This window comes from Parapedomonas caeni (assembly GCF_041060555.1).
Lineage (GTDB): Bacteria > Pseudomonadota > Alphaproteobacteria > Sphingomonadales > Sphingomonadaceae > CAUJIW01.
This window is the reverse complement of record NZ_JBEUDS010000020.1, coordinates 1-18,217: the sequence shown is the minus strand read 5'-3', so window position 1 is coordinate 18,217 and position 18,217 is coordinate 1. Positions and strand designations below refer to the sequence as shown.

The window sequence follows — 18,217 nt, the reverse complement described above, 5'->3', positions numbered from 1 at the left end:
GAGCGTCGTGTTCATCGCGCTTTCTCCTGAGCCAGTGATCGCAGGATGCCTTGCCCGTGGGTGGCGGCGATCGCGAGGATCATCAGACCACCGGCCAGCATGAAGGTCAGCCGCATCCCGGTCGTGATTGCCATGGGCGCCGCATGGGCGAGATCGTCCGAGCCGACACCTAGCGCGAATACCGACCCCATCAGTGACGCGCCAGCGATCAGCCCGATATTGCGCGACAGGGCGAGCAGGCCGGCGACGGTGCCGCGCTGGTCCGGGGGGACATCGGCGAGGGTGGCGGTGTTGTTGGCGGCCTGGAACAGTTGGTAGCCCGGTGTCAGGACCATGATCGCCAGTATGTAGCCGGGGACGCCGACGATGATGGGCAGGGTCGCCAGCAGAAAGGTGCCGATGGTCAGCAGGATGAGGCCGAGCGCCAGCACGCGCCGGCTGCCCCAGGCATCCACCAGCCGACCGGCGGGAACCCCGCTGAAAATAGCCACGCCGGGCCCCACGGACATGACGAGGCCCACCAGGGCCTCCGACAGACTAAGGCCACGCCCAAGATAGAAGGGGCCGACCACCAGCGTTGCCATCATGACGGCGGCGACCATGAGGTTGACCACAAGGCCGGGCAACAGACGCCGGTCGGGCAACACCCACGGGCGTGTCGCGGGTGAGGATTCCCTGGGGGTGCGGCGTGGCAGGGCGCGGAAGGCGAGTGCCAGTGTCAGGGTGGTCAGTGGAACCTGTGCCCAGAACACCCCGCGCCATCCGGCGGCCAGCACCAGTAAGCCGCCAAGTGAAGGACCGAGCGCGGTTCCCAGCGCCGACACCGTTCCCAGCAGGCCCATGGCGCGCCCCAAACGGTCTTCGCCCGCCGTTTCACGCATGAGCGCCATGGAGAGTGTCATCAGGAAAGCCGCGCCGATGCCCTGCAGTACGCGGGCGCCGATCAGCAGCCCGAGCGTCGGGGCGATGCCGCACAGTAACGAGGCGACGGCAAAGAGGGCGAGGCCGGTGAGATACAGCGTCCGTAGCCCATGGGCATCACCCAGCCAGCCGATAAGAACGACCGAGGCGGTCAACGCCGCGAGATAGGAAACGACGACCGCCTGCACCTGGGCGAAAGGCGCCGAGAACGCCTCGGCCAGCGCCGGCAGGGCGATATTGGCAATGCTGGTGCCCAGTGATGCCAGCAGCATCGAGAGCGCGAGCGTCAGCATGATGCCGGTCTGCCCTCTTTGCGGGGGGCTCGTTTCTGGCGGGGTCATGGCTTTTCCTTCTTGTCTGAATCGTCGTTCGGGTGCAGGCTACGAATTCAAGTCGACTTGAGGTCAAGCATGAAATTTCTCGATATCGGGGAGGTCTCCGCCAGGAGTGGTGTCAAGCCCTCGGCGCTGCGTTATTACGAGGATATTGGGCTGATTGCCTCGGTGTCGCGTCATGGTCTGCGCCGACAGTTCGGGGCGGAGGTGCTCTTGCAGCTCAAGTTGATCGCCATGGGCAAGCTGGCCGGTTTCGCGCTTGACGAGATCGCCGCCATGTTCGGCAAGGCCGGCGCGCCGGTGCTGCCGCGCGCGGTGCTGCATCAGAAGGCCGACGACCTTGACCGGCAGATCCACGGCCTGACGGCCCTGCGTGACACCCTTCGCCATGTGGCGGATTGCCCGGCGCCATCGCACATGGAATGCCCGACGTTCAGGCGACTGGTCGAGGTGGCCGGCAAACGCGGCCGCCGTCCGTCACGCCGAAAGGCTGTGCCTCGGGTGGATTGAAGCGTCTGAGCCTGTCGAAGGGCGGACGGCCGCATGAGGCAGATCGGCCCCGACTACGCCCCACGGATCGTCACGCCCGGACTTGTGTCCTGTGCATCCACCAGCAGCGCTTCCACCCGCGCCGCGCTGTTCGAAAGGCCCGTGGTCGCGTGGAAGACCGGGTCAAGCCCGGTCCTGACGGGGAGCGGCGGCAAATCAATGATCCTGGGTCTTCCAGGCAGCATGAACCCTCCGCCCTGCGGATAGTTCAAAATCATTCGGGTGGCCGGCGTGGTGGCGTTTACACTGGCGTCGGCGGTGACCCGCGGGTGCCGCCGAGACACCCGATGTCGCTGGCGCCCGGGGCCGCAAGCCGGCCGGACGCCAGGGCATCGACAAGAGCAATTCCTGATGTGAGGCGATCGATGGCGATTACGAGGCGTGAAGGTTTGGGCATGGCGGCTTTGGGCACCATGTTGGCGGCAACGGGCGCGTCCCCGGCGCTTGCGGGCCGGCCGAAGGCACCGTTTCTCACCAGGATCGACCTCACCGACCCCGAGTGGAACCGCGACACCCGCGCCCGTCTGAACGGCGACCTCGATTCCAGCAAGCAGCTGGTCGGCTGGCTGAAGGGCGTCATCCAGGGGGTGCGTCCCAACGAGGCGGTGCGCGACCTGATGGGCTTCGAGGGCTTCAGCGTCACCCGCATGTATCGTCGTGACGACGGCAGCTGGCGCAAGCTGCTGCGCGAGACCGTGTTCTACCGCGATCTCAAGACCGGCGAAATCCTCAAGACCTGGCACAACCCCTACACCGACGAGACGGTACGCGTGGTGCCGATCGCCAACGATCCGTACAACCAGACCATCGAGACCAATTTCATGGGCAAGCCGTGGATCGGCAACTGGACCCGCAACCCGGACGGCACGCTGACCCTGTTCTCCGGCGTCAACCTGTTTTACCCCAACCTGCTGGTGCCGTCGGTGTGGCAGCGGGAGTCGGCAGGCGACTTCAACCGGGTGACCGAGAACTTTACCTGGACGATGCGTGCCGAGGATCTGGAAAACCCGGCCAAAACCTATCTGCCGTGCGTCGGCGCCTGGCAGCGCATCACGCCGTGGCTGCCGTGGATGCTGATGGGCACCGCACCGGGACACATCAATTATTTCAGCCACTTCGCGCCGCTGCCCGGCGGCATCGACGCACTGGCGAAGCTGCCGCAGGATCTCATCGAGGCGACCCGCGCCATCGACCCCAAGCTGCTGCGCGCGCCGACCATCGAGGAAGACACGCTGCCCAACGAATCCAGCCTGGAGGCCTATGCCAAGGAGCAGAAACCGGCTCCGGTGCCGGCCGGCTGGACGCCGCCGCAGCCGCCGGCGCCGCCCAAATTCGAGGGCGACAAGTCCAAGCTGGGCAAGCAGTTCGGCCACTGAGGCCACGGACTGCGGAGCATGCGACAATGCCCGGGCCGTAATGCCCGGGCATTTTGCGTTTCGGGCAGTGACGCCCCGGTGGGGCGGCCGCTCAGGCCGGTGTGCCGGCGGTCATCTGGTCGAGGATCGCCTGCCAGTTGCCGGGGGTGATGCGCGCGCGGTACTCGGCGAGGAATTCTGGGTCGAGGAACTCGATCAGGAAGGCGCCTTCCACCCACACCTCGACGACATGGAACAGGTCGCCGCCGCGCGGACAGACGCGGGCCGGCCAGCCGGCGCCCGCGGCGATCGCCAGGATCTCCGACGCCGGACGGTCGACGCCGATGGCCGCATGGCACTCGCTCTCACGGCGCGGGGTGTCGGTTTGCGTCCACTCCACCTCGTCCGGCCCCCAGGTCATCACCAGCCCGCGCCGGGTGACCTCCAGCTCGATCGCGCCGTCGGCCGACCACGCCATCCAGGAATCCGGGCCACCGGGCGGGAAGGGGGTGGCGGTGCCGCCCATGATCTCCGCCAGCACGGCGGCGGCGGTTTCGGGGTGGTCGGCGGGCAGCGAGATATGGGCAATCAGCATGGCGGGACTTTCGTCAATTGGCGGGACGGCGGGGCAGGACGCGGGAACAGGGCGGCGGGCGCGCCATCGTCGCCGATAGCGACGCGGCGACGCGGGATACGCGGGTAAAACGGCAAACGCTGAAGAACACGACAACGGCGCCAGTCGAAACAGGGGCGGCGCGTGACGGCGGCGTGACTACCCAGCCGGTGGTTGAAAGTCAACCGGCGCGGCGGCGGGGGCGGATGGTCGCAGCGACGGTGCGTGGCTTGACCGCGCCGGACAGCGGCCGTATTTGCGTAACGTCTAATATATAGAAGTCCCTGTCGTCGCGGTCCGGACCTCAGTCGCCCGGCGCGGCGACCGTCCGAGGAGAGCCGCCATGCGTCCTGCCCAAGCGATTCCGCTGTTCGGCATGTTGTTGCTGGGGGCGGCGGTGGTGGCCGCCGGCCCGGCGCCGGCCGATGTCCCCCCGGATGCCGGGGCGCCTGCCGCCGCTGCTGCCGGTGCGGCGCCATCGGCGGCGCCAGAGGTTGTCCGCGCCCGCGCGGCGCCAGAGGTTGTCCGCGCCCGCGCGGCGGTGGCCGCCTTCGCCGCCACCCTGCAGGGCGAGCTGAAAAACGCCATCGCGGCGGGCGGCCCGGTCAACGGCATCAAGGTGTGCGCCGAGCGCGCGCCGGCCATCGCGCATGAGGTCGGGACAGCCCACGGGCTTGCCATCGGCCGCACGAGCCTGAAGAACCGCAATCCCGCCAACACGCCGGATGCCTGGGAACGGGCGGCGATGTCCCGCTTCGAGCAGGACCGCCAGGCCGGCGCCGATCCGGCGACGCTGGAGGCGGTGGTGCACACGGCAATCGAGGGCCGGCCCGTCACCCGCTACATGAAGGCCATCGTCACCCAGCCGCTGTGCACCACCTGCCACGGTGCCACGCTGGCGCCCGAGGTCGAGGCGGCGCTGCGTGACTTCTATCCCGCCGACGCCGCGCGCGGTTTCGCGCCCGGCGACCTGCGCGGCGCCTTCACGGTGACGCTCGACCGCTGACCCCCGATGCGCCGAGGCCGGCCTGCCGAGGCTGGCCGGCGGCGGGGTGGGGACTAGATTGAAGCGATGTCCCGCTGTCACTGCTACACCTGCAACCCGGAGACCGACCGATGACCCGTCCTGCTGTCCGCGCCGTTCTGTTTTCCGCGCTGCTCGCCCTGCTGGGCCTGCCGGGCGTCACCCTGCCGGCGGCGGCCGCGCCCACCGAGGTGGTGGTGCGGGTGCTGAGCAAGGACGCCAAGTTCATCGGCACCAGCATGGGTGGCGTGCGCATCACCCTGCGCGACGTCGAGACCGGCGCGCTGCTGGCCACCGGGCTTACCGCCGGCGGCACCGGCAATACCGCCAAGACCATGCACAAGGACGGCGGCCGCCGGGCCCTGATGGCCGATGCCAGTGCCGCGCGCTTCGCCACCACGCTGGAGCTCGACCGGCCGACGCTGGTCGAGGTGGAGGCGCTGGGGCCGCAGGGCCAGCCGCAGGCGACGACGCGGGTGACCGCGCGCCAGTGGCTGGTGCCGGGCAAGTCGCTCAACGGCGGTGACGGCTGGGTACTGGAGCTGCCGGGCTTCGTCGTCGACGTGCTCGACCCTCCGGCGCACGGCCGCTGGACCGCCGGCCAGCCGGTGGCGCTGAAGGCCAACGTCACCATGATGTGCGGCTGCCCGATCGAGCCCGGCGGCCTGTGGGACGCCAGCCGCTACGAGGTGCGGGCGCTGGTCCGTCGCGACGGCCAGCCGGCCGGCGAGGTGTCGCTGGCCTTCGCCGGCGCCACCAGCCAGTTCGCCGGCAGCTTCACGCCGCCGGTGCCGGGCAGCTACGAGCTGACGGTCTATGCCTACGACCCCGCCACCGGCAACACCGGGCTTGACCGCACCACCCTGGTGGTGGCCGGTCAATAATCCGCCAGAAGCGGACACCGTCGAGGGGCGGAGTTTCGGGCCTGCCCTGATGAGCGCCGGCGGAACAGTCGGGATGACGCGGGCGATGCCTTGGCCGCGGCTTCATGTCCGTGAACGGCGGGTGCCTTGCTGGCCAGCGGGAACGCGGCGAATAGGTCTGGAAGACCGTCCCCACTTGCGCTATCGCATCAAACACGTCGGCACATGGCCATTCGTTCATCAGGATGACATATGGCGGCAAGGGGGTCTGGGCAGGCGCCGGGCGATCGAATCAGGCAGTGCGGAAATGGATATCGACGTTGATCGGCATGTCGACAAGGACGAGATCAATCTACTGGAAATCGCGTCCTATCTGTGGAACCGACGCTGGCTGATCGCCGCATTTGCCGCCGTCGCGCTGTGCGCGGCGATCGTGTACGCAAAATACGCAACCTATCTCTATACCGTTGAACTGCGCGTCACGCCGACGCAGCAGTCGTCTTCCGAGCTGTCCAAACTGGGTGGCCTCGCCGGACTGGCGTCCGTGGCGGGGGTGCGGATGAACCAGGACTCGGCATCGAACTATTTTGCGCTGTACACCGAGAATGTCACGTCCCGCGATGTGGCGGCGATGCTCCTCAAACGCACCGACCTGATGCAAACTGTCTTCAGGGCGGAGTGGGACGGCGAGAAACAGGGGTACCGCGAACCGGCCTCCGGCATTGTCCGGAGCCTGGCGCGCTTTGCAAAGCGTCTGGTCGGTATCCCCGTTTATGACTGGACGCCGCCTGACGCGGCGCGACTGCAGGAATATATTCAACGACACGTCAGGGTGGTGGAGGCCGAGAGATCGCCCGTGACAAGGCTTGTCATGGAGGCGCAAGACCCCGCTTTCGCGGCCGGTTTCCTCATGGCTCTTCATCAGGTGGTTGACGAAGGGCTGAGGCAGAAGGCGCACACCCGTGCGACGGCGTACATCGCTTATCTGTCACAGCAGCTGGAGAAAGCCACGCTGGTGGAACACCGCGCGGCCCTGGCGCAGGCACTGAGCGAGCAGGAACGCACCAGGATGATGGCAAGTTCCACCCTGCCGTTCGCCGCGGAACCCCTGGGCGAACCTGCGGCATCACCGCGTCCCACCAGTCCCAGGCCGATCATCATCCTGCCGCTCAGCGTGGTTTTCGGCGTCTTCACCGGTAGCCTGTTCGTGTTGCTTGATCGTCAGATCCGCCGCTATCGTCAGGTGGTCCGGCACTGAGTCCGCCCGATACTGGACGTCGGTGCCCGACGATGATGCGCGATTCATCCGGGTGAACTAGTCAATCAGGCGGCCTTCGCATGTCCAATTCTCCAGGGGTTGTCCATTTCACGGTGAACACGCAGCGGATCGGTGCTGTTTATGCCCTGACGACATTTTCGTTCCTGTTCCCATATATAAAAATCCTGCCGCTCCAGTCATACAACCAGCCCAATGCCTTGCTCATGTCGGCATTGCTGCTGCTTCTGGTGCCGACCATTCCCTCCGTCCTGCCCCGGCTTGACCGTATTTTCCTTTACTGCCTGGCGACCTTCGGGACGTTTCTGCTTTTTCTGGCGGCGCCGTCCGGCCTTGAAATCCGCGAGGTGCAGTTCTGGCTCAGTTACGTGTCGCCGCTGGTGCTGGTGCCGGTCATGCTGCACATCATCACAAGGAATGTGGAACAGTTCCGCACGATGCTGACGGCGGCCGTGCTGACCTGGATTGCCGTTGGCCTCATACAGTTCTTGATCGCGCCGAATTTTCTCATTTTCCTGATCGCGTCGCCGGACGCCAGCAGCCTGGGCGAGGCCGTGCTGGCATCCGGGCGCGGTGCCCTCTCCCTGGCGCCGGAGCCGACGCACCACGGCTTCCAGATGCTGCTGCTGGCGGCCGCTGTCGTGCTCGTGGGAGGCCGCCCCTGGGTCGCCGCCCTTGCGGTGCTGGATGCGGTACTGGTGGCGATGTCCTCGTCGGCGCTGCTTGCGCTGGGGCTGGGGGGCGTGCTGTGGTGCTTGCTGCGCCTGCGACGATTGCCCGTCCTGGTGCTGGGCGTGCTGGCGGGTGCCTCCGGGCTGGCGCTCGCCATTTCCTATTTTTCCGAGAAAAGCCGGATCATCGGTCTGCTGAAGGATCTTGTCGAGCTGGGGCCAAAGGTCATTCTGCTTGATTACAGCGTCAATGCCCGCATTTATGGTTTCTGGGAGCCGCTGAAGGATGCATTCGAACGGGGCCTCATGCCGCTGGGCATGGGGCACGCCACCTGGCTGGAGACCCGCGAACGCCTGCTCGACAACAACGCGGACATCCTTGGCCTCAGCCTGAACGGTGTATCGTCGGGACTGGGGATGCTGCTGGTCCAGGGCGGCTTTTTCATGCTCCCCGTCGTGCTCTATTTCTTTGCGCGCATCTGCCTGCCCAGGCGAGCACTGTTGCTGGGTGTCCTGCCGTGCGCCGCTTTCATGGTTTTCGTTTCCGCCTACTATATTTCCAGTCCGATGTTCTCGCTGGTGCTGGCCGCCGCGATCTGGGCCGCCCGGGCGGGAAAGGCCGGAACGGCGCCCGCTCATGCCATCCCGGACGGCGGCTGGCAGCGCCGCGGTCAGAAGGGCGCGATGCTCACATGACGTCGCGACAGGAAACTGACACCCCTGACCTTGACGTCGTAAAAGGCGTTCTGATCGCGTGCATTGTCGCAGGCCACAATACCTTGCTGTCGTTCTCGGTCGACAATGTGCAGCGCGTTCTTTACTCATTCCATGTTTTTGGCTTTCTTTTCCTGCCGTTCCTTGTGCCGGCCATCAGCCTGAACAGACGCGCGATCATTGACCGTTGCATGCGTTACCTGGTGCCATTTTCTGTCTTCTACACGCTGTCGGCAATCCTGTTCCTGGTGGTCGAACAGCACGGGCAGGGCATGTTCGGCTGGCTGAAGGATTATGTGCTCGGCCTGACGATCGCCAGTGCGCCGCTTGTCGACAGGGCGTCCGGGTTCCAGCTCTACTGGTTCCTGCCGACCTTGCTGGCGCTCACGATCCTGCGCGGCTTTCTGGCCGAGGCATCCAGCCGCCTGGCGGCGATCATCCTGTGCGCGCTCCTCGCACTGCACGGACTGATTGGCGAGGCGCCGAAGGACATCAAGACCTATGTCCCGCTTGGTTTGCTGATCATCATCTATGTGATGCCGCTGGGGATGATCGCCGGACGGCTGGCCAGAGGCGCGCCCGGCGGCGGGTGGCTGTCGTGGGCGATGCTGACGGTGTTTGTCGGTACGTCGGCGGCAATGATCATCATGGAAACGTCGGTCAATCTCGCCGCGCTCAACCTGTTCACCTATGCACAGTTGCCGCCCTTGCTGCTGCATGACGCCAATGCCGTGTCGGCCTTCGTGGCGCTGGTCGGGCTCAGCCGCCTGTTGCCGCTCAGGCGGATGTGGCATGCGCTGGGCCGGCACTCACTTGAAATCTATCTTTTTCATTCGCTGATCTACCAGGTGCTGCTGCGCCTGTATCAGGCCGCCGTCGCCTCTCGTCTGGTGCCGGACCAGCCTGTCGTTGCCGGTACGGTACTTTTTGTGGCCACCTGTGGACTGAGTTATGTCGCCGCCAAGGTTGGCGGCAGTCTCCCGGGCTGGCATCTGGCCTTTCCGCGATCGCTGGCTGACTGGCGCCGGGCCTGACGGCATTGGCGCCGGGTTGCCATCGTCGCCAGGGACCGGATGCGCCTCCACCCTAATGCTGATGCTGCGGCAGACCGTCGTCGAGACTGTAATAGTCACCTTTCTCGGCGACGAAGATATGCATCTCCAGCCGGGTCTCGGTGGGGGTATCGAACGCGCCCATGGCGATGCCGATCCAGTCGCGGTGCAGCGGCTCCCAGAACAACGAGGCACCACAGGTGGCGCAGAAACCGCGCCGGATCTTGGTCGACGACTGATACCAGGTCAGCGCGTCCGCGCCGTGGACGGTCAACGCCGTCTTCGGCACGTCGGTGGAGGCGAAATAGTGGCCGGATGTCTTGCGGCACTGCACGCAGTGGCAGCCATCGGGCGGCTTCAGCGTGTGATCGACCTCGAACGTCACCGCGCCGCACAGGCATGATCCCCTGTGTCCCGAGCCCTTGTGCATGATCCGCCACTCCCGGCCCCTGGTGGCCCGCCATCGTTTATCCTGCGCGCAGGATGCACGGAGGTCGGGGGGCGTGCAACCGGCGGGCGCGGCGAGCGTGTTCGGCGGGGGCGTTCAGCCGTTGGCGGTCTGCAGCATGCGGCGGAAACGGCCGAGCGCCAGCGTGAAGTACAGCGCGCCGATGCCGCCGACCCGCAGCATGTCCGGCCAGACGATCGGCAGGTCGGCGCCGCGATACAGCACGGCCTGGGCGAAGCGGACGAAGTGGGTGGAGGGCGAGCCCTGCATGATCGTCTGCAGCCAGCCGGGCATCGACTCCAGCGGCGTGATGGTGCCGGAAAGCATGTACATGATGATGAACACCGGGATGATCAGCATGGCGAACTGCGGCATCGAGCGGGCCAGCGTGGCGAGCAGGATGCCCAGCGACGTCGCGGCGAACAGGTAGAGCACGGCGCCGGCGAGAAACAGCGTCAGCGAGCCCGTCAGCGGCACCCCCAGCACGCCCTTGACCACCAGCGTCAGCGACAGACCGGTGGCGGCGACGACAACGGCGCCCATCGCCCAGACCTTGGCCAGCATGATCTCCAGCGGCGTCAGCGGCATCACCAGCAGATGCTCCAGCGTGCCGTGCTCGCGCTCGCGGATGATGGCGGCGCCGGAGAGGATGATGGCGAGAATGGTGATGCTGTTGATCACCTGCATCACCGACATGAACCATACCGGCTCCAGGTTCGGGTTGAAGCGGGCATGGGTGACCAGGTTGATCGGCAGGCTGGCGCTGGCCGGCTGGCGCGCCCGGAAGGCCAGCAGCTCGCGGGTCAGGATCGATTGCAGATAGGCGCTGCCGTTGCCGGCGTAGGTCATCGCCGTGGCGTCGACGTTGAGCTGAATCGGTGGCTGGTCGCCGCGCAGCACGTCGCGCTCGAAGTTCGGCGGGATGACGAGCACGAAGGTGTAGCTGCCGGCGTCCATCGCCGCGTCCAGTTCGTCGAGGCGGATTTCCACCGGCGGCCTGAACTGCGGCGGCCGGATGGAATCGCTCAGTCGGCGGCTCAGCGTCGACTGGTCCTCGTCCACCACCGCGACGGCGGCGTTCTTGACCTCGGTGGTGGCGCCCTTCGACACCATCACCACCGCGAACGAGAAGGCGTAGACGATCAGCGCCAGCAGCACGACATCGGTGCGCAGGCTGAACAGCTCCTTGATCCCCAGCCGCCAGATATGGCCCAGACGCTGCAGCATCGCCTCAGGCCTCCTGCTTTTTCAGCAGCAGGCGGGCGATGTGGATGAACGCCAGCGCGAACAGCCCCACCATGACAATGCGCGGCGCCAGTTCCATCAGGCCCAGCCCCTTGGTGAAGGCGCCCACCGAGATCTTCTGGAAGTAACCGGTGGGGAACATGTGCCCCATGATCTGGCCGCCGAGGTTCATGCTGGAGAGCGGGAACATGAAGCCGGAGAAGTTGATCGCCGGGATGACGATGGTGATCGAGGTGGCGAACAGGGCGGCCAGCTGGGTGCGTACGAACGACGAGATCATCAGCCCGTAGGCGGTGGTGGCGGTGACATAGAGCAGCGCGCCGGTGAACAGGCCGATGACGCTGCCCTTGATCGGCACGCCGAAGCCGAACACGGCGATGCCGACCATCATCAGGAAGCTGATATAGGCCAGCCCGACATAGGGCAGCTGCTTGCCGCCGAGGAATTCGAACCGGCTGGTGGGCGAGGCGTAGAGGTTGGCGATCGAGCCGTTCTCCTTCTCGCGCACCACGCCCACCGCTGTCATCATCGCCGGAATCAGCGCCAGCAGCAGCATGATGACGCCGGGCACGATGGCGTAGATCGAGCGGAAGGCCTGATTGTAGCGGAAGCGGATGGCCAGATCGGCGGGCAGGCTGGCGGCTTCCGGTTGGCCGGCGGCGGTGGCCAGCCGGGTGGCGTAGCTCTGGGCCACCCCCTCGACATAGCCGCGCAGCGTCTCGGCGCGAAACGCATTGGCGCCGTCGATCCACACGCCGACCTCCGGCGTCGCGCCGCGATCGAGGTCGCGGCCGAAGTCGGGGGGGATTTCGATGGCGAAGCTGACCGCGCCACGGCGCAGCCGGCGGTCCAGTTCCTGGTAGTCGGCGAGCGGCGCGCGTTCCCTGAAATAGCGCGAGCCGCTGAAATTCTCCAGCAGCGCCCGCGACTGGGGCGACTGGTCGCGATCCAGCGCGGCGTAGGTCAGGTTCTCGACATCGAAGGAAATGCCGTAGCCGAAGGCGAACATCAGGATCAGCGGCCCGATCAGCGTGAAGGCGATACGTACCGGATCGCGCAGGATTTCCTTGGTCTCGCGCGCGGCATAGGCCCAAAGACGCCGGAAACTGAACAGCGGGGTGCGAGCGGCACCATGGTCGGGTGTCGTCTTCATGCCGGTGCTGGCGCCAGCCTCCGGCACGTCGGTCTCCGGGGCAGGGGAATCCGGCGGCATGGCAGCCTGCAGATGGTGAATGAACGCTTCCTCCAGCGAGCCGGTGTTGCTTTGCGCCATCAGTTCGGCCGGCGGGCCGGCAGCCAGCACGCGTCCGGCATGCATCAGCGAGATGCGGTCGCAGCGCTCCGCCTCGTTCATGAAGTGGGTGGATATAAAAATAGTCACGCCGTCGTGGCGCGACAGGTCGACCAGCAGCTGCCAGAACTGGTCGCGCGCCACCGGGTCGACGCCGGACGTCGGTTCGTCGAGGATCAGCAGCTCCGGGCCGTGGATCACCGCCACCGCCAGCGACAGCCGCTGCTTGAGGCCCAGCGGCAGGCTTTCGGGGCGCTGCTCGGCGACATGGGTGAGGCCGAAGCGCTCCAGCATCTCCGCCACCCGCGTCGGCACGTCGCTGGCGGGCAGATTGTAGAGCTGGGCGTGCAGTTCGAGATTATGGCGGACCGTCAGCTCCTCGTAGAGCGAGAAGGCCTGCGCCATGTAACCGACCCGGCGTCGGGTCGCGATGTCGTGCGGGTCTACGGCCTTGCCAAACAGCCAGGCCTTGCCGTCGGTGGCCGGCAGCAGGCCGGTGAGCATTTTCATCGTTGTCGTCTTGCCGCAGCCGTTGGAACCGAGGAAGCCGAAGATCTCGCCGCGCGGAATGCGGAACGACACCCGGTCGACCGCCGTGAAGTCGCCGAAGCGCCGCGTCAGGCCCTCGGCCTCGATCGCCGGCGGACCATCGCCGTCGGTGCGCGGTGGAATCACCAGCGCCTTGTGGTCGCGCCGCTGTGCTTCCGGCAGCAGGGCAATGAAGGCGTCCTCCAGGCTGGCGGCGCCGGCGGTAGCGAGAATCTCCGCCGGCGTACCGCTGGCGAGCACCTGGCCGGCGTTCATGGTGACCAGCCAGTCGAACTGCGCCGCCTCGTCCATATAGGCGGTGGAGACCAGCACGCTCATGCCCGGCCGCTCGGCGCGCAGGGTGCGGATCAGCTCCCAGAACTGCCGGCGCGACAGCGGGTCGACGCCGGTGGTCGGCTCGTCGAGGATCAGCAGGTCGGGGTCGTGGATCAGTGCGCAGCACAACCCGAGCTTCTGCTTCATGCCACCCGACAGCTTGCCGGCGGGGCGGTTGACGAAGGGGTAGAGGCCGGTGGCGCGTGTCAGCCGGCCGATGCGCTCGCGCCGCTCGGCGTGGTTGAGCCCGAACAGCCGGCCGAAGAAGGACAGATTCTCCGCCACCGACAGGGTGGGGTAGAGATTGCGGCCGAGCCCCTGGGGCATGTAGGCGATGCGCGGCGCGGCGGCGCGGCGGTGGCGGCTGCTCGCCATCGGGCCGCCCAGCACCGTCACCGTGCCGCGCTGGAGACGCCGGGTGCCGGCGATCAGCCCGAGCAGGGTCGACTTGCCGACCCCGTCGGGGCCGATCAGGCCGATCATCCGGCCGGCCGGAATGTCGAGGCTCACCCCGTCCAGCGCGGCGGTGGCGCCATAGCGGTGATGGACGTCGACGAGACGGATCACCGGACCGGGCGTGGTGGCCGTGGTCACTTCGGCAGTGTCGCCGGCCACGGCTGGCGCCGGTCGGTGCGCACATAGCCCATGCCGGGCATGCCGGGCTTCACCCAGGCCTCCAAACTTTCGGCGGGAATGGTCAGCTTGGCGCGGAAGGTCAGCTTCTGGCGTTCCTCGGCGGTTTCCACCTGACGCGGCGTGAACTGCGCCGACGGCGACACGAAGGTGACGCGCGCCGGCAGCACCACGTCGGGACGGGCATCCAGCCGGATGCGCGCCTCGTCGCCCACCGCCACCTTGCCGGCGGTGGACTCGGGCAGGAACACGGTGAGGTAGATGTCGCTGGCATCGACGATGGCGACCACCCGGCCGCCGGCGGCCAGCACCTCGCCGGGCTCGGCCAGCCGGTAGAGCACCGGGCCGGCGACGGGGGCGACGATGCGGCTGTCGGCGATCTGGGTGTCGATGGTGGCGACCGCCGCCTCGGCGGTCTTGATGGCGGCGTCCGCCTCGTGGACCTGCGCTTCGGCGGCTGCCAGCGCGGCGGTGCTGGATTTCAGCGTCGCCTGGCGCTGGTCGAGCAACTGCCGGGTGGCGTAGCCGTCCTGCACCAGTCTGGCGGTGCGGGCGATTTCCTGGGTCGCCAGCGTCACCGCGCTGCGGGCCTGGGCAATGCTGGCGGCGGCGGTGGCGCGGGCGCTGCGGGCCTGCTCCACCTGGGCCAGCGCCTGCTGGCGCTGGGCATCCAGCGTCGTGGTGTCGAGCCGGGCGACGAGGTCGCCGGTCTTCACGGCGTCGCCCTCGCGCACGGCGACCTCGGTCACCTTGCCGGCGATCTTGCTGGCGACATAGACGTCGATGGCCTCGATGCGGCCATTGACCGCCACCAGCCCGGTGTCGGCCTTGTCGCGGCTGACGTAGAACCAGCCGCCGGCGGCGGCCGCTGCCACCAGCACGACGAGGAGAACCCGGAGAATTGACCTTGGCACGCGATGATCCCTGTTGTTTTGTGTGCTTCCGGTGGTTTTCTAGTCCGGACGCGCCGTCATTTCATATGAATATAACTGCCCGGCGCGTCAGCCAGCATCCCCTGCATTGCCGGCAGCCCCAGCGATGGCGGGGCCACGGGCGCGCCGGAATGGCCGGCCAGCCAGTCCGCCAGCGCCGGCCACCACGAGCCGTCGCGTCGAGGCGTCATCGTCAGCCAGTCATCGGCGGGGATGTGGCGGCCGCTGGCCGGTCGGGTGGCGATGCGATAGTGGCGGTGATCGTGGCCGGGCTCGGAGACGATGCCGGCATTGTGGCCGCCCTTGGTCAGCACGAAGGTGACGTCGACGTCGGCCAGCAGGTTGATCTTGTAGACCGACTTCCACGGCGCGACGTGGTCGGTCTCGGTGCCGACGGCGAAGATCGGCGCGCGGATGTCCTGAATGGCGATCGGCCGGCCATCGACCGTGTAGCGCCCCTCGGCGAGGTCGTTGTCGAGGAACAGCCGGCGCAGATATTCCGAGTGCATGCGGTAGGGCATCCGCGTGGTGTCGGCGTTCCAGGCCATCATGTCGTTGATCGTGGCCCGCTCGCCCATCAGATAGTCATGTACCAGCCGCGACCACACCAGGTCGTTGGAGCGCAGCAGCTGGAAGGCGCCGGCCATCTGGGTGGAGTCGAGGTAGCCCTGCTCCCACATCATGTCTTCAAGGAAGGCGAGCTGGCTTTCGTTGATGAACAGCGTCAGTTCGCCGGCCTCGGTGAAGTCGGTCTGGGCGGCGAGCAGGGTGACCGAGGCCAGCCGGTCGTCCTCGTCGCGGGCCATGGCGGCGGCGGCGATCGACAGCAGCGTGCCGCCGAGGCAATAGCCCATGGCGTGCACACGCGGACCCGGCACGATGGCGGCAATGGCGTCCAGCGCCGCCATCACACCCAGGGTGCGGTAGTCGTTCAGCGTCAGGTCGCGGTCCTCGGCGTCCGGGTTCTTCCACGAGATCATGAACACCGTGAAACCCTGGTCGACGAGATAGCGCACCATCGAATTGTGGGCCGACAGGTCGAGGATGTAATACTTCATGATCCACGCCGGCACGATCAGCAGCGGTTCGGGGCGCACGGTCGCGGTGGTCGGCGTGTACTGGATCAGCTCGATCAGCCGGTTGCGGAACACCACCTTGCCCGGCGTGGTGGCCAGATTGACGCCGGGCTCATAGGCCTCGGCGCCCACCGGCGGCTTGCCGCTCATCCGGCGCTCCCAGTCCTCCCAGAAATTCTGCACGCCGCGCATCAGATTGGCGCCGCCCTCGCTCACCGTCTTGTCCAGCACTTCGGGATTGGTGGCGAGGTAATTGGCCGGCGATATCACATCAAGCAACTGGCGCACGGTGAAGTCGAGCGCCCTTTCGTGCTGGGCGGTGACGCCCGCGACGTCGGTGACGGCGTTGTGCCACCACTGCTGGGTGAGCAGGAATGACTGGTGGATGATGTCGAACGGCGGGCGCATCCAGGCCGGATCGCGGAAGCGGTTGTCCTGCGGCAGCGCCTCGATGCAGGCCGCGCACGGCTCGCCGCCACGCAGCGCGGTTTGACTGACGTAGCGCCCGAGTCGCAGTGTCTTGCGCACCGCCTTGTCCCAAAGTTGCAGTTGCTTGCCGGGGGACAGGGCGATGTGGGCGGCCCAGTCGAAATAGGCGCCGGCCAGCGCTGCCGGCGACAGACCGCCGGTCATCCGCGCGGTGAGCGCGTGGAGTGACTTGTCCAGCACATCGCCGACCGCCGCCGAGGCATGGGCGCCGTCCTGACCGAACTCTCCGGCGGCCGCTGGTGGTGGCGCGAGTCCCTCGCGGAAAATCGCCGGGATCGCCGCCGGCGCGCTGGCGGTTTCGGTGCTGGTGGGCAGTGTGCGCGATGACACAGCGGGCATGACGTGTCTCCTGGGGTGGCAAGGCCACGCTATCACGGACTCTTAGCACTTATGTTGCAGTGCGGCATTGCGACATGTCAAGCGCCGCTCACGTTCCTGCCCGTCAACGTCGCATGTCCTGCGACGAACGCGGGAAAATCCGGATCGGTGAAAAAATGGTCAGTCGAGCAGGTCGATCAGGTGGGCAGCTAGTTGCTCTTCAGGTTCCTTGGTCAGATCCTTGTCGATTTCCCGGACCACCTGGGCGCGGGCGGTATCGGACAGCGCGGCGCGGATATCGCCCAGTGTCGCCGGGGCGGCGATCAGCACCATCGGGGCGGCGGCGTGATCGGCGACCCTGGCACTGAGATAATCCGCCAACCGGGTGGCGAACGCCTGTTTCGACTGGCGCCGGGGATCGTTGCGCGGTTCGACGCCATGGCGGATCGAACTGCCGGCGGATGCCTGGCCGCTGCCCAGGGCGCCGGAGTCGAGGTGCTGGGCCAGAAGGTCGGCGTTCACCCAATCGAACGGCAGCACATCCTCGATGGCGGGCCGGGCGCCTCGAATCAGCCGCACGATGCGTGCCCGTTGCCCGTCGGCGATGACAATCCACGGTTCGGCTGGTGTCATGGTGCTGCCTCCTGTGCTGGCGTGGCGTGATGATGCCCGCCGTCTGGATGATGCCCGCAGTCTAGCAGCCTGTGGCGCCCGGCACATGAGCAAGATCAAGCGTTGTGGCGAAGGCGTGCCGGCGATCGCGTCCGTGGCCGGAGGTCAGTTGACGTCGGCCAGGGTGGTGGCGTCGAGCACGCGGGAGGTTTCGTCGCGGACCTCCGCCATGACCCGGCGGATGGCGCAGCTTTCCTCGTCCTGGCAATCGTCGCAGCGGCGGTAGGCGGTCCGGGAGACGCATGGCACCAGGGCCAGCGGCCCGTCCGTCACCCGTACCACATCGCCATAGGTGATCATCGCCGGCGGGCGGGCGAGCCGGTAACCGCCATGCTTGCCGCGCACGCTCTCTACCAGGCCATGCCGTTTGAGCTCGACCAGGATCACTTCCAGAAACTTGCGGGGAATCTGTTCGCGTTCGGCGAGCGCGGCGATCTGCACCGTTTGCCCTTCCGGCACCCGTGAAAGATGAACCAGCGCCTTGAGCGCGTATCGGGCGCGTTGTGAAAGCACGAACAGCCTTGGAGGTTGCCAGCCTCGGTTTGCATTAACGGTTTGTCGGTCCTATCGGCGGTCAGGCATCTGGTCAACTCGGATCGGCTGGCGCCGGCCGATGCGACGATTTCGCATGTGCGGCAGAAAATGGCACGCTTGGCCGCATGTCTTCAAAATACAACTTGACGGCGTGGGTTTGGGGTCGTTGACTGCGCCAATCGTCGAAGCCGCAAGCGTCTGGGAAACCGGGTCCGGGTCGCGTCCGTCAAGGTGGTGTAATTTCGGCTGTGGCCGTGGGCCATCGTCAGGCGGCTTTGGCGGTGATGTGTAGGGGCTGATTTTCCTCCTCGATCATGGGTTGGTTGAGTTCGGCCATGCCTT

Annotated in this window: 17 protein-coding genes; 7 read left to right on the top strand and 10 right to left on the bottom strand. The window is 66.9% G+C overall.

The window, feature by feature from the left end; translation table 11 throughout:
• Positions 1 to 11 precede the first annotated feature (11 nt).
• On the bottom strand, positions 12 to 1,214 hold the full coding sequence (locus ABU113_RS12925; protein WP_454559913.1) for an MFS transporter: 1,203 nt from the start codon (positions 1,212 to 1,214) through the stop codon (positions 12 to 14).
• A 117-nt stretch (positions 1,215 to 1,331) separates the two neighbouring features.
• Between ABU113_RS12925 and ABU113_RS12920 the strand changes: the two genes are divergently transcribed.
• The gene (locus ABU113_RS12920) at positions 1,332 to 1,766 is read left to right on the top strand and encodes a helix-turn-helix domain-containing protein (protein WP_454559912.1); all 435 of its coding nucleotides are present in this window, start codon (positions 1,332 to 1,334) and stop codon (positions 1,764 to 1,766) included.
• Between the two features lie 53 nt (positions 1,767 to 1,819).
• Here the strand turns inward: ABU113_RS12920 and ABU113_RS12915 are convergent, their stop codons facing one another.
• A complete protein-coding gene (locus tag ABU113_RS12915; protein WP_454559911.1) occupies positions 1,820 to 2,023 on the bottom strand; it encodes a hypothetical protein in 204 nt (67 codons plus the stop codon).
• 177 nt (positions 2,024 to 2,200) lie between these two features.
• Between ABU113_RS12915 and ABU113_RS12910 the strand changes: the two genes are divergently transcribed.
• Entirely contained in the window at positions 2,201 to 3,181 is a 981-nt protein-coding gene (locus ABU113_RS12910; protein WP_454559910.1) for a DUF1838 family protein, read from the top strand.
• A gap of 91 nt (positions 3,182 to 3,272) precedes the next feature.
• On the opposite strand, the gene ABU113_RS12905 is transcribed toward ABU113_RS12910, so the two are convergent.
• On the bottom strand, positions 3,273 to 3,755 hold the full coding sequence (locus tag ABU113_RS12905) for a hypothetical protein (protein ID WP_454559909.1): 483 nt from the start codon (positions 3,753 to 3,755) through the stop codon (positions 3,273 to 3,275).
• A gap of 361 nt (positions 3,756 to 4,116) precedes the next feature.
• Between ABU113_RS12905 and ABU113_RS12900 the strand changes: the two genes are divergently transcribed.
• From ABU113_RS12900 to ABU113_RS12880, 5 genes are all read left to right on the top strand, one after another.
• Entirely contained in the window at positions 4,117 to 4,779 is a 663-nt protein-coding gene (locus ABU113_RS12900; RefSeq protein WP_454559908.1) for a Tll0287-like domain-containing protein, read from the top strand.
• Between the two features lie 110 nt (positions 4,780 to 4,889).
• Positions 4,890 to 5,681 (top strand): hypothetical protein, encoded by a 792-nt coding sequence (locus ABU113_RS12895; RefSeq protein WP_454559907.1) that lies wholly within the window; start codon positions 4,890 to 4,892, stop codon positions 5,679 to 5,681.
• 175 nt (positions 5,682 to 5,856) lie between these two features.
• Positions 5,857 to 6,918, top strand: coding sequence for a Wzz/FepE/Etk N-terminal domain-containing protein (locus ABU113_RS12890; protein ID WP_454559906.1), 1,062 nt, complete (start codon positions 5,857 to 5,859; stop codon positions 6,916 to 6,918).
• A 113-nt stretch (positions 6,919 to 7,031) separates the two neighbouring features.
• On the top strand, positions 7,032 to 8,303 hold the full coding sequence (locus ABU113_RS12885) for a hypothetical protein (RefSeq protein WP_454559905.1): 1,272 nt from the start codon (positions 7,032 to 7,034) through the stop codon (positions 8,301 to 8,303).
• The gene (locus tag ABU113_RS12880; protein WP_454559904.1) at positions 8,300 to 9,355 is read left to right on the top strand and encodes an acyltransferase family protein; all 1,056 of its coding nucleotides are present in this window, start codon (positions 8,300 to 8,302) and stop codon (positions 9,353 to 9,355) included. The genes ABU113_RS12885 and ABU113_RS12880 overlap by 4 nt, the downstream gene beginning before the upstream one ends.
• A gap of 52 nt (positions 9,356 to 9,407) precedes the next feature.
• Here ABU113_RS12880 and ABU113_RS12875 read toward each other — a convergent pair whose 3' ends face one another.
• The 7 genes from ABU113_RS12875 to ABU113_RS12845 form a co-directional block, all read right to left on the bottom strand.
• The gene (locus ABU113_RS12875; RefSeq protein ID WP_454559903.1) at positions 9,408 to 9,803 is read right to left on the bottom strand and encodes a GFA family protein; all 396 of its coding nucleotides are present in this window, start codon (positions 9,801 to 9,803) and stop codon (positions 9,408 to 9,410) included.
• Between the two features lie 114 nt (positions 9,804 to 9,917).
• The gene (locus ABU113_RS12870) at positions 9,918 to 11,048 is read right to left on the bottom strand and encodes an ABC transporter permease (protein ID WP_454559902.1); all 1,131 of its coding nucleotides are present in this window, start codon (positions 11,046 to 11,048) and stop codon (positions 9,918 to 9,920) included.
• A 4-nt stretch (positions 11,049 to 11,052) separates the two neighbouring features.
• Positions 11,053 to 13,836, bottom strand: a complete 2,784-nt coding sequence (gene rbbA, locus ABU113_RS12865) for a ribosome-associated ATPase/putative transporter RbbA (protein ID WP_454559901.1) — start codon at positions 13,834 to 13,836, stop codon at positions 11,053 to 11,055.
• Entirely contained in the window at positions 13,812 to 14,735 is a 924-nt protein-coding gene (locus ABU113_RS12860) for an HlyD family secretion protein (RefSeq protein ID WP_454559900.1), read from the bottom strand. The genes rbbA and ABU113_RS12860 overlap by 25 nt, the downstream gene beginning before the upstream one ends.
• Positions 14,736 to 14,824: 89 nt before the next feature.
• Positions 14,825 to 16,690, bottom strand: a complete 1,866-nt coding sequence (locus ABU113_RS12855) for a PHA/PHB synthase family protein (protein ID WP_454559899.1) — start codon at positions 16,688 to 16,690, stop codon at positions 14,825 to 14,827.
• A gap of 159 nt (positions 16,691 to 16,849) precedes the next feature.
• Positions 16,850 to 17,302, bottom strand: coding sequence for a host attachment protein (locus ABU113_RS12850; RefSeq protein ID WP_454559898.1), 453 nt, complete (start codon positions 17,300 to 17,302; stop codon positions 16,850 to 16,852).
• A 144-nt stretch (positions 17,303 to 17,446) separates the two neighbouring features.
• Positions 17,447 to 17,854, bottom strand: a complete 408-nt coding sequence (locus ABU113_RS12845; RefSeq protein ID WP_454559897.1) for an RrF2 family transcriptional regulator — start codon at positions 17,852 to 17,854, stop codon at positions 17,447 to 17,449.
• Positions 17,855 to 18,217: the final 363 nt, after the last annotated feature.

Bases quoted from the DNA above. Each gene is read 5' to 3' on its own strand.
- ABU113_RS12895 (WP_454559907.1), top strand. From the start codon at position 4,890: ATGACCCGTCCTGCTGTCCGCGCCGTTCTGTTTTCCGCGCTGCTCGCC.
- ABU113_RS12875 (WP_454559903.1), bottom strand. From the start codon at position 9,803: ATGCACAAGGGCTCGGGACACAGGGGATCATGCCTGTGCGGCGCGGTG.
- ABU113_RS12850 (WP_454559898.1), bottom strand. From the start codon at position 17,302: ATGACACCAGCCGAACCGTGGATTGTCATCGCCGACGGGCAACGGGCA.
- ABU113_RS12910 (WP_454559910.1), top strand. From the start codon at position 2,201: ATGGCGGCTTTGGGCACCATGTTGGCGGCAACGGGCGCGTCCCCGGCG.
- ABU113_RS12900 (WP_454559908.1), top strand. From the start codon at position 4,117: ATGCGTCCTGCCCAAGCGATTCCGCTGTTCGGCATGTTGTTGCTGGGG.
- ABU113_RS12925 (WP_454559913.1), bottom strand. From the start codon at position 1,214: ATGCTGACGCTCGCGCTCTCGATGCTGCTGGCATCACTGGGCACCAGC.
- ABU113_RS12920 (WP_454559912.1), top strand. From the start codon at position 1,332: ATGAAATTTCTCGATATCGGGGAGGTCTCCGCCAGGAGTGGTGTCAAG.
- ABU113_RS12915 (WP_454559911.1), bottom strand. From the start codon at position 2,023: ATGATTTTGAACTATCCGCAGGGCGGAGGGTTCATGCTGCCTGGAAGA.
- ABU113_RS12870 (WP_454559902.1), bottom strand. From the start codon at position 11,048: ATGCTGCAGCGTCTGGGCCATATCTGGCGGCTGGGGATCAAGGAGCTG.
- ABU113_RS12880 (WP_454559904.1), top strand. From the start codon at position 8,300: ATGACGTCGCGACAGGAAACTGACACCCCTGACCTTGACGTCGTAAAA.
- ABU113_RS12905 (WP_454559909.1), bottom strand. From the start codon at position 3,755: ATGCTGATTGCCCATATCTCGCTGCCCGCCGACCACCCCGAAACCGCC.
- ABU113_RS12855 (WP_454559899.1), bottom strand. From the start codon at position 16,690: ATGCCCGCTGTGTCATCGCGCACACTGCCCACCAGCACCGAAACCGCC.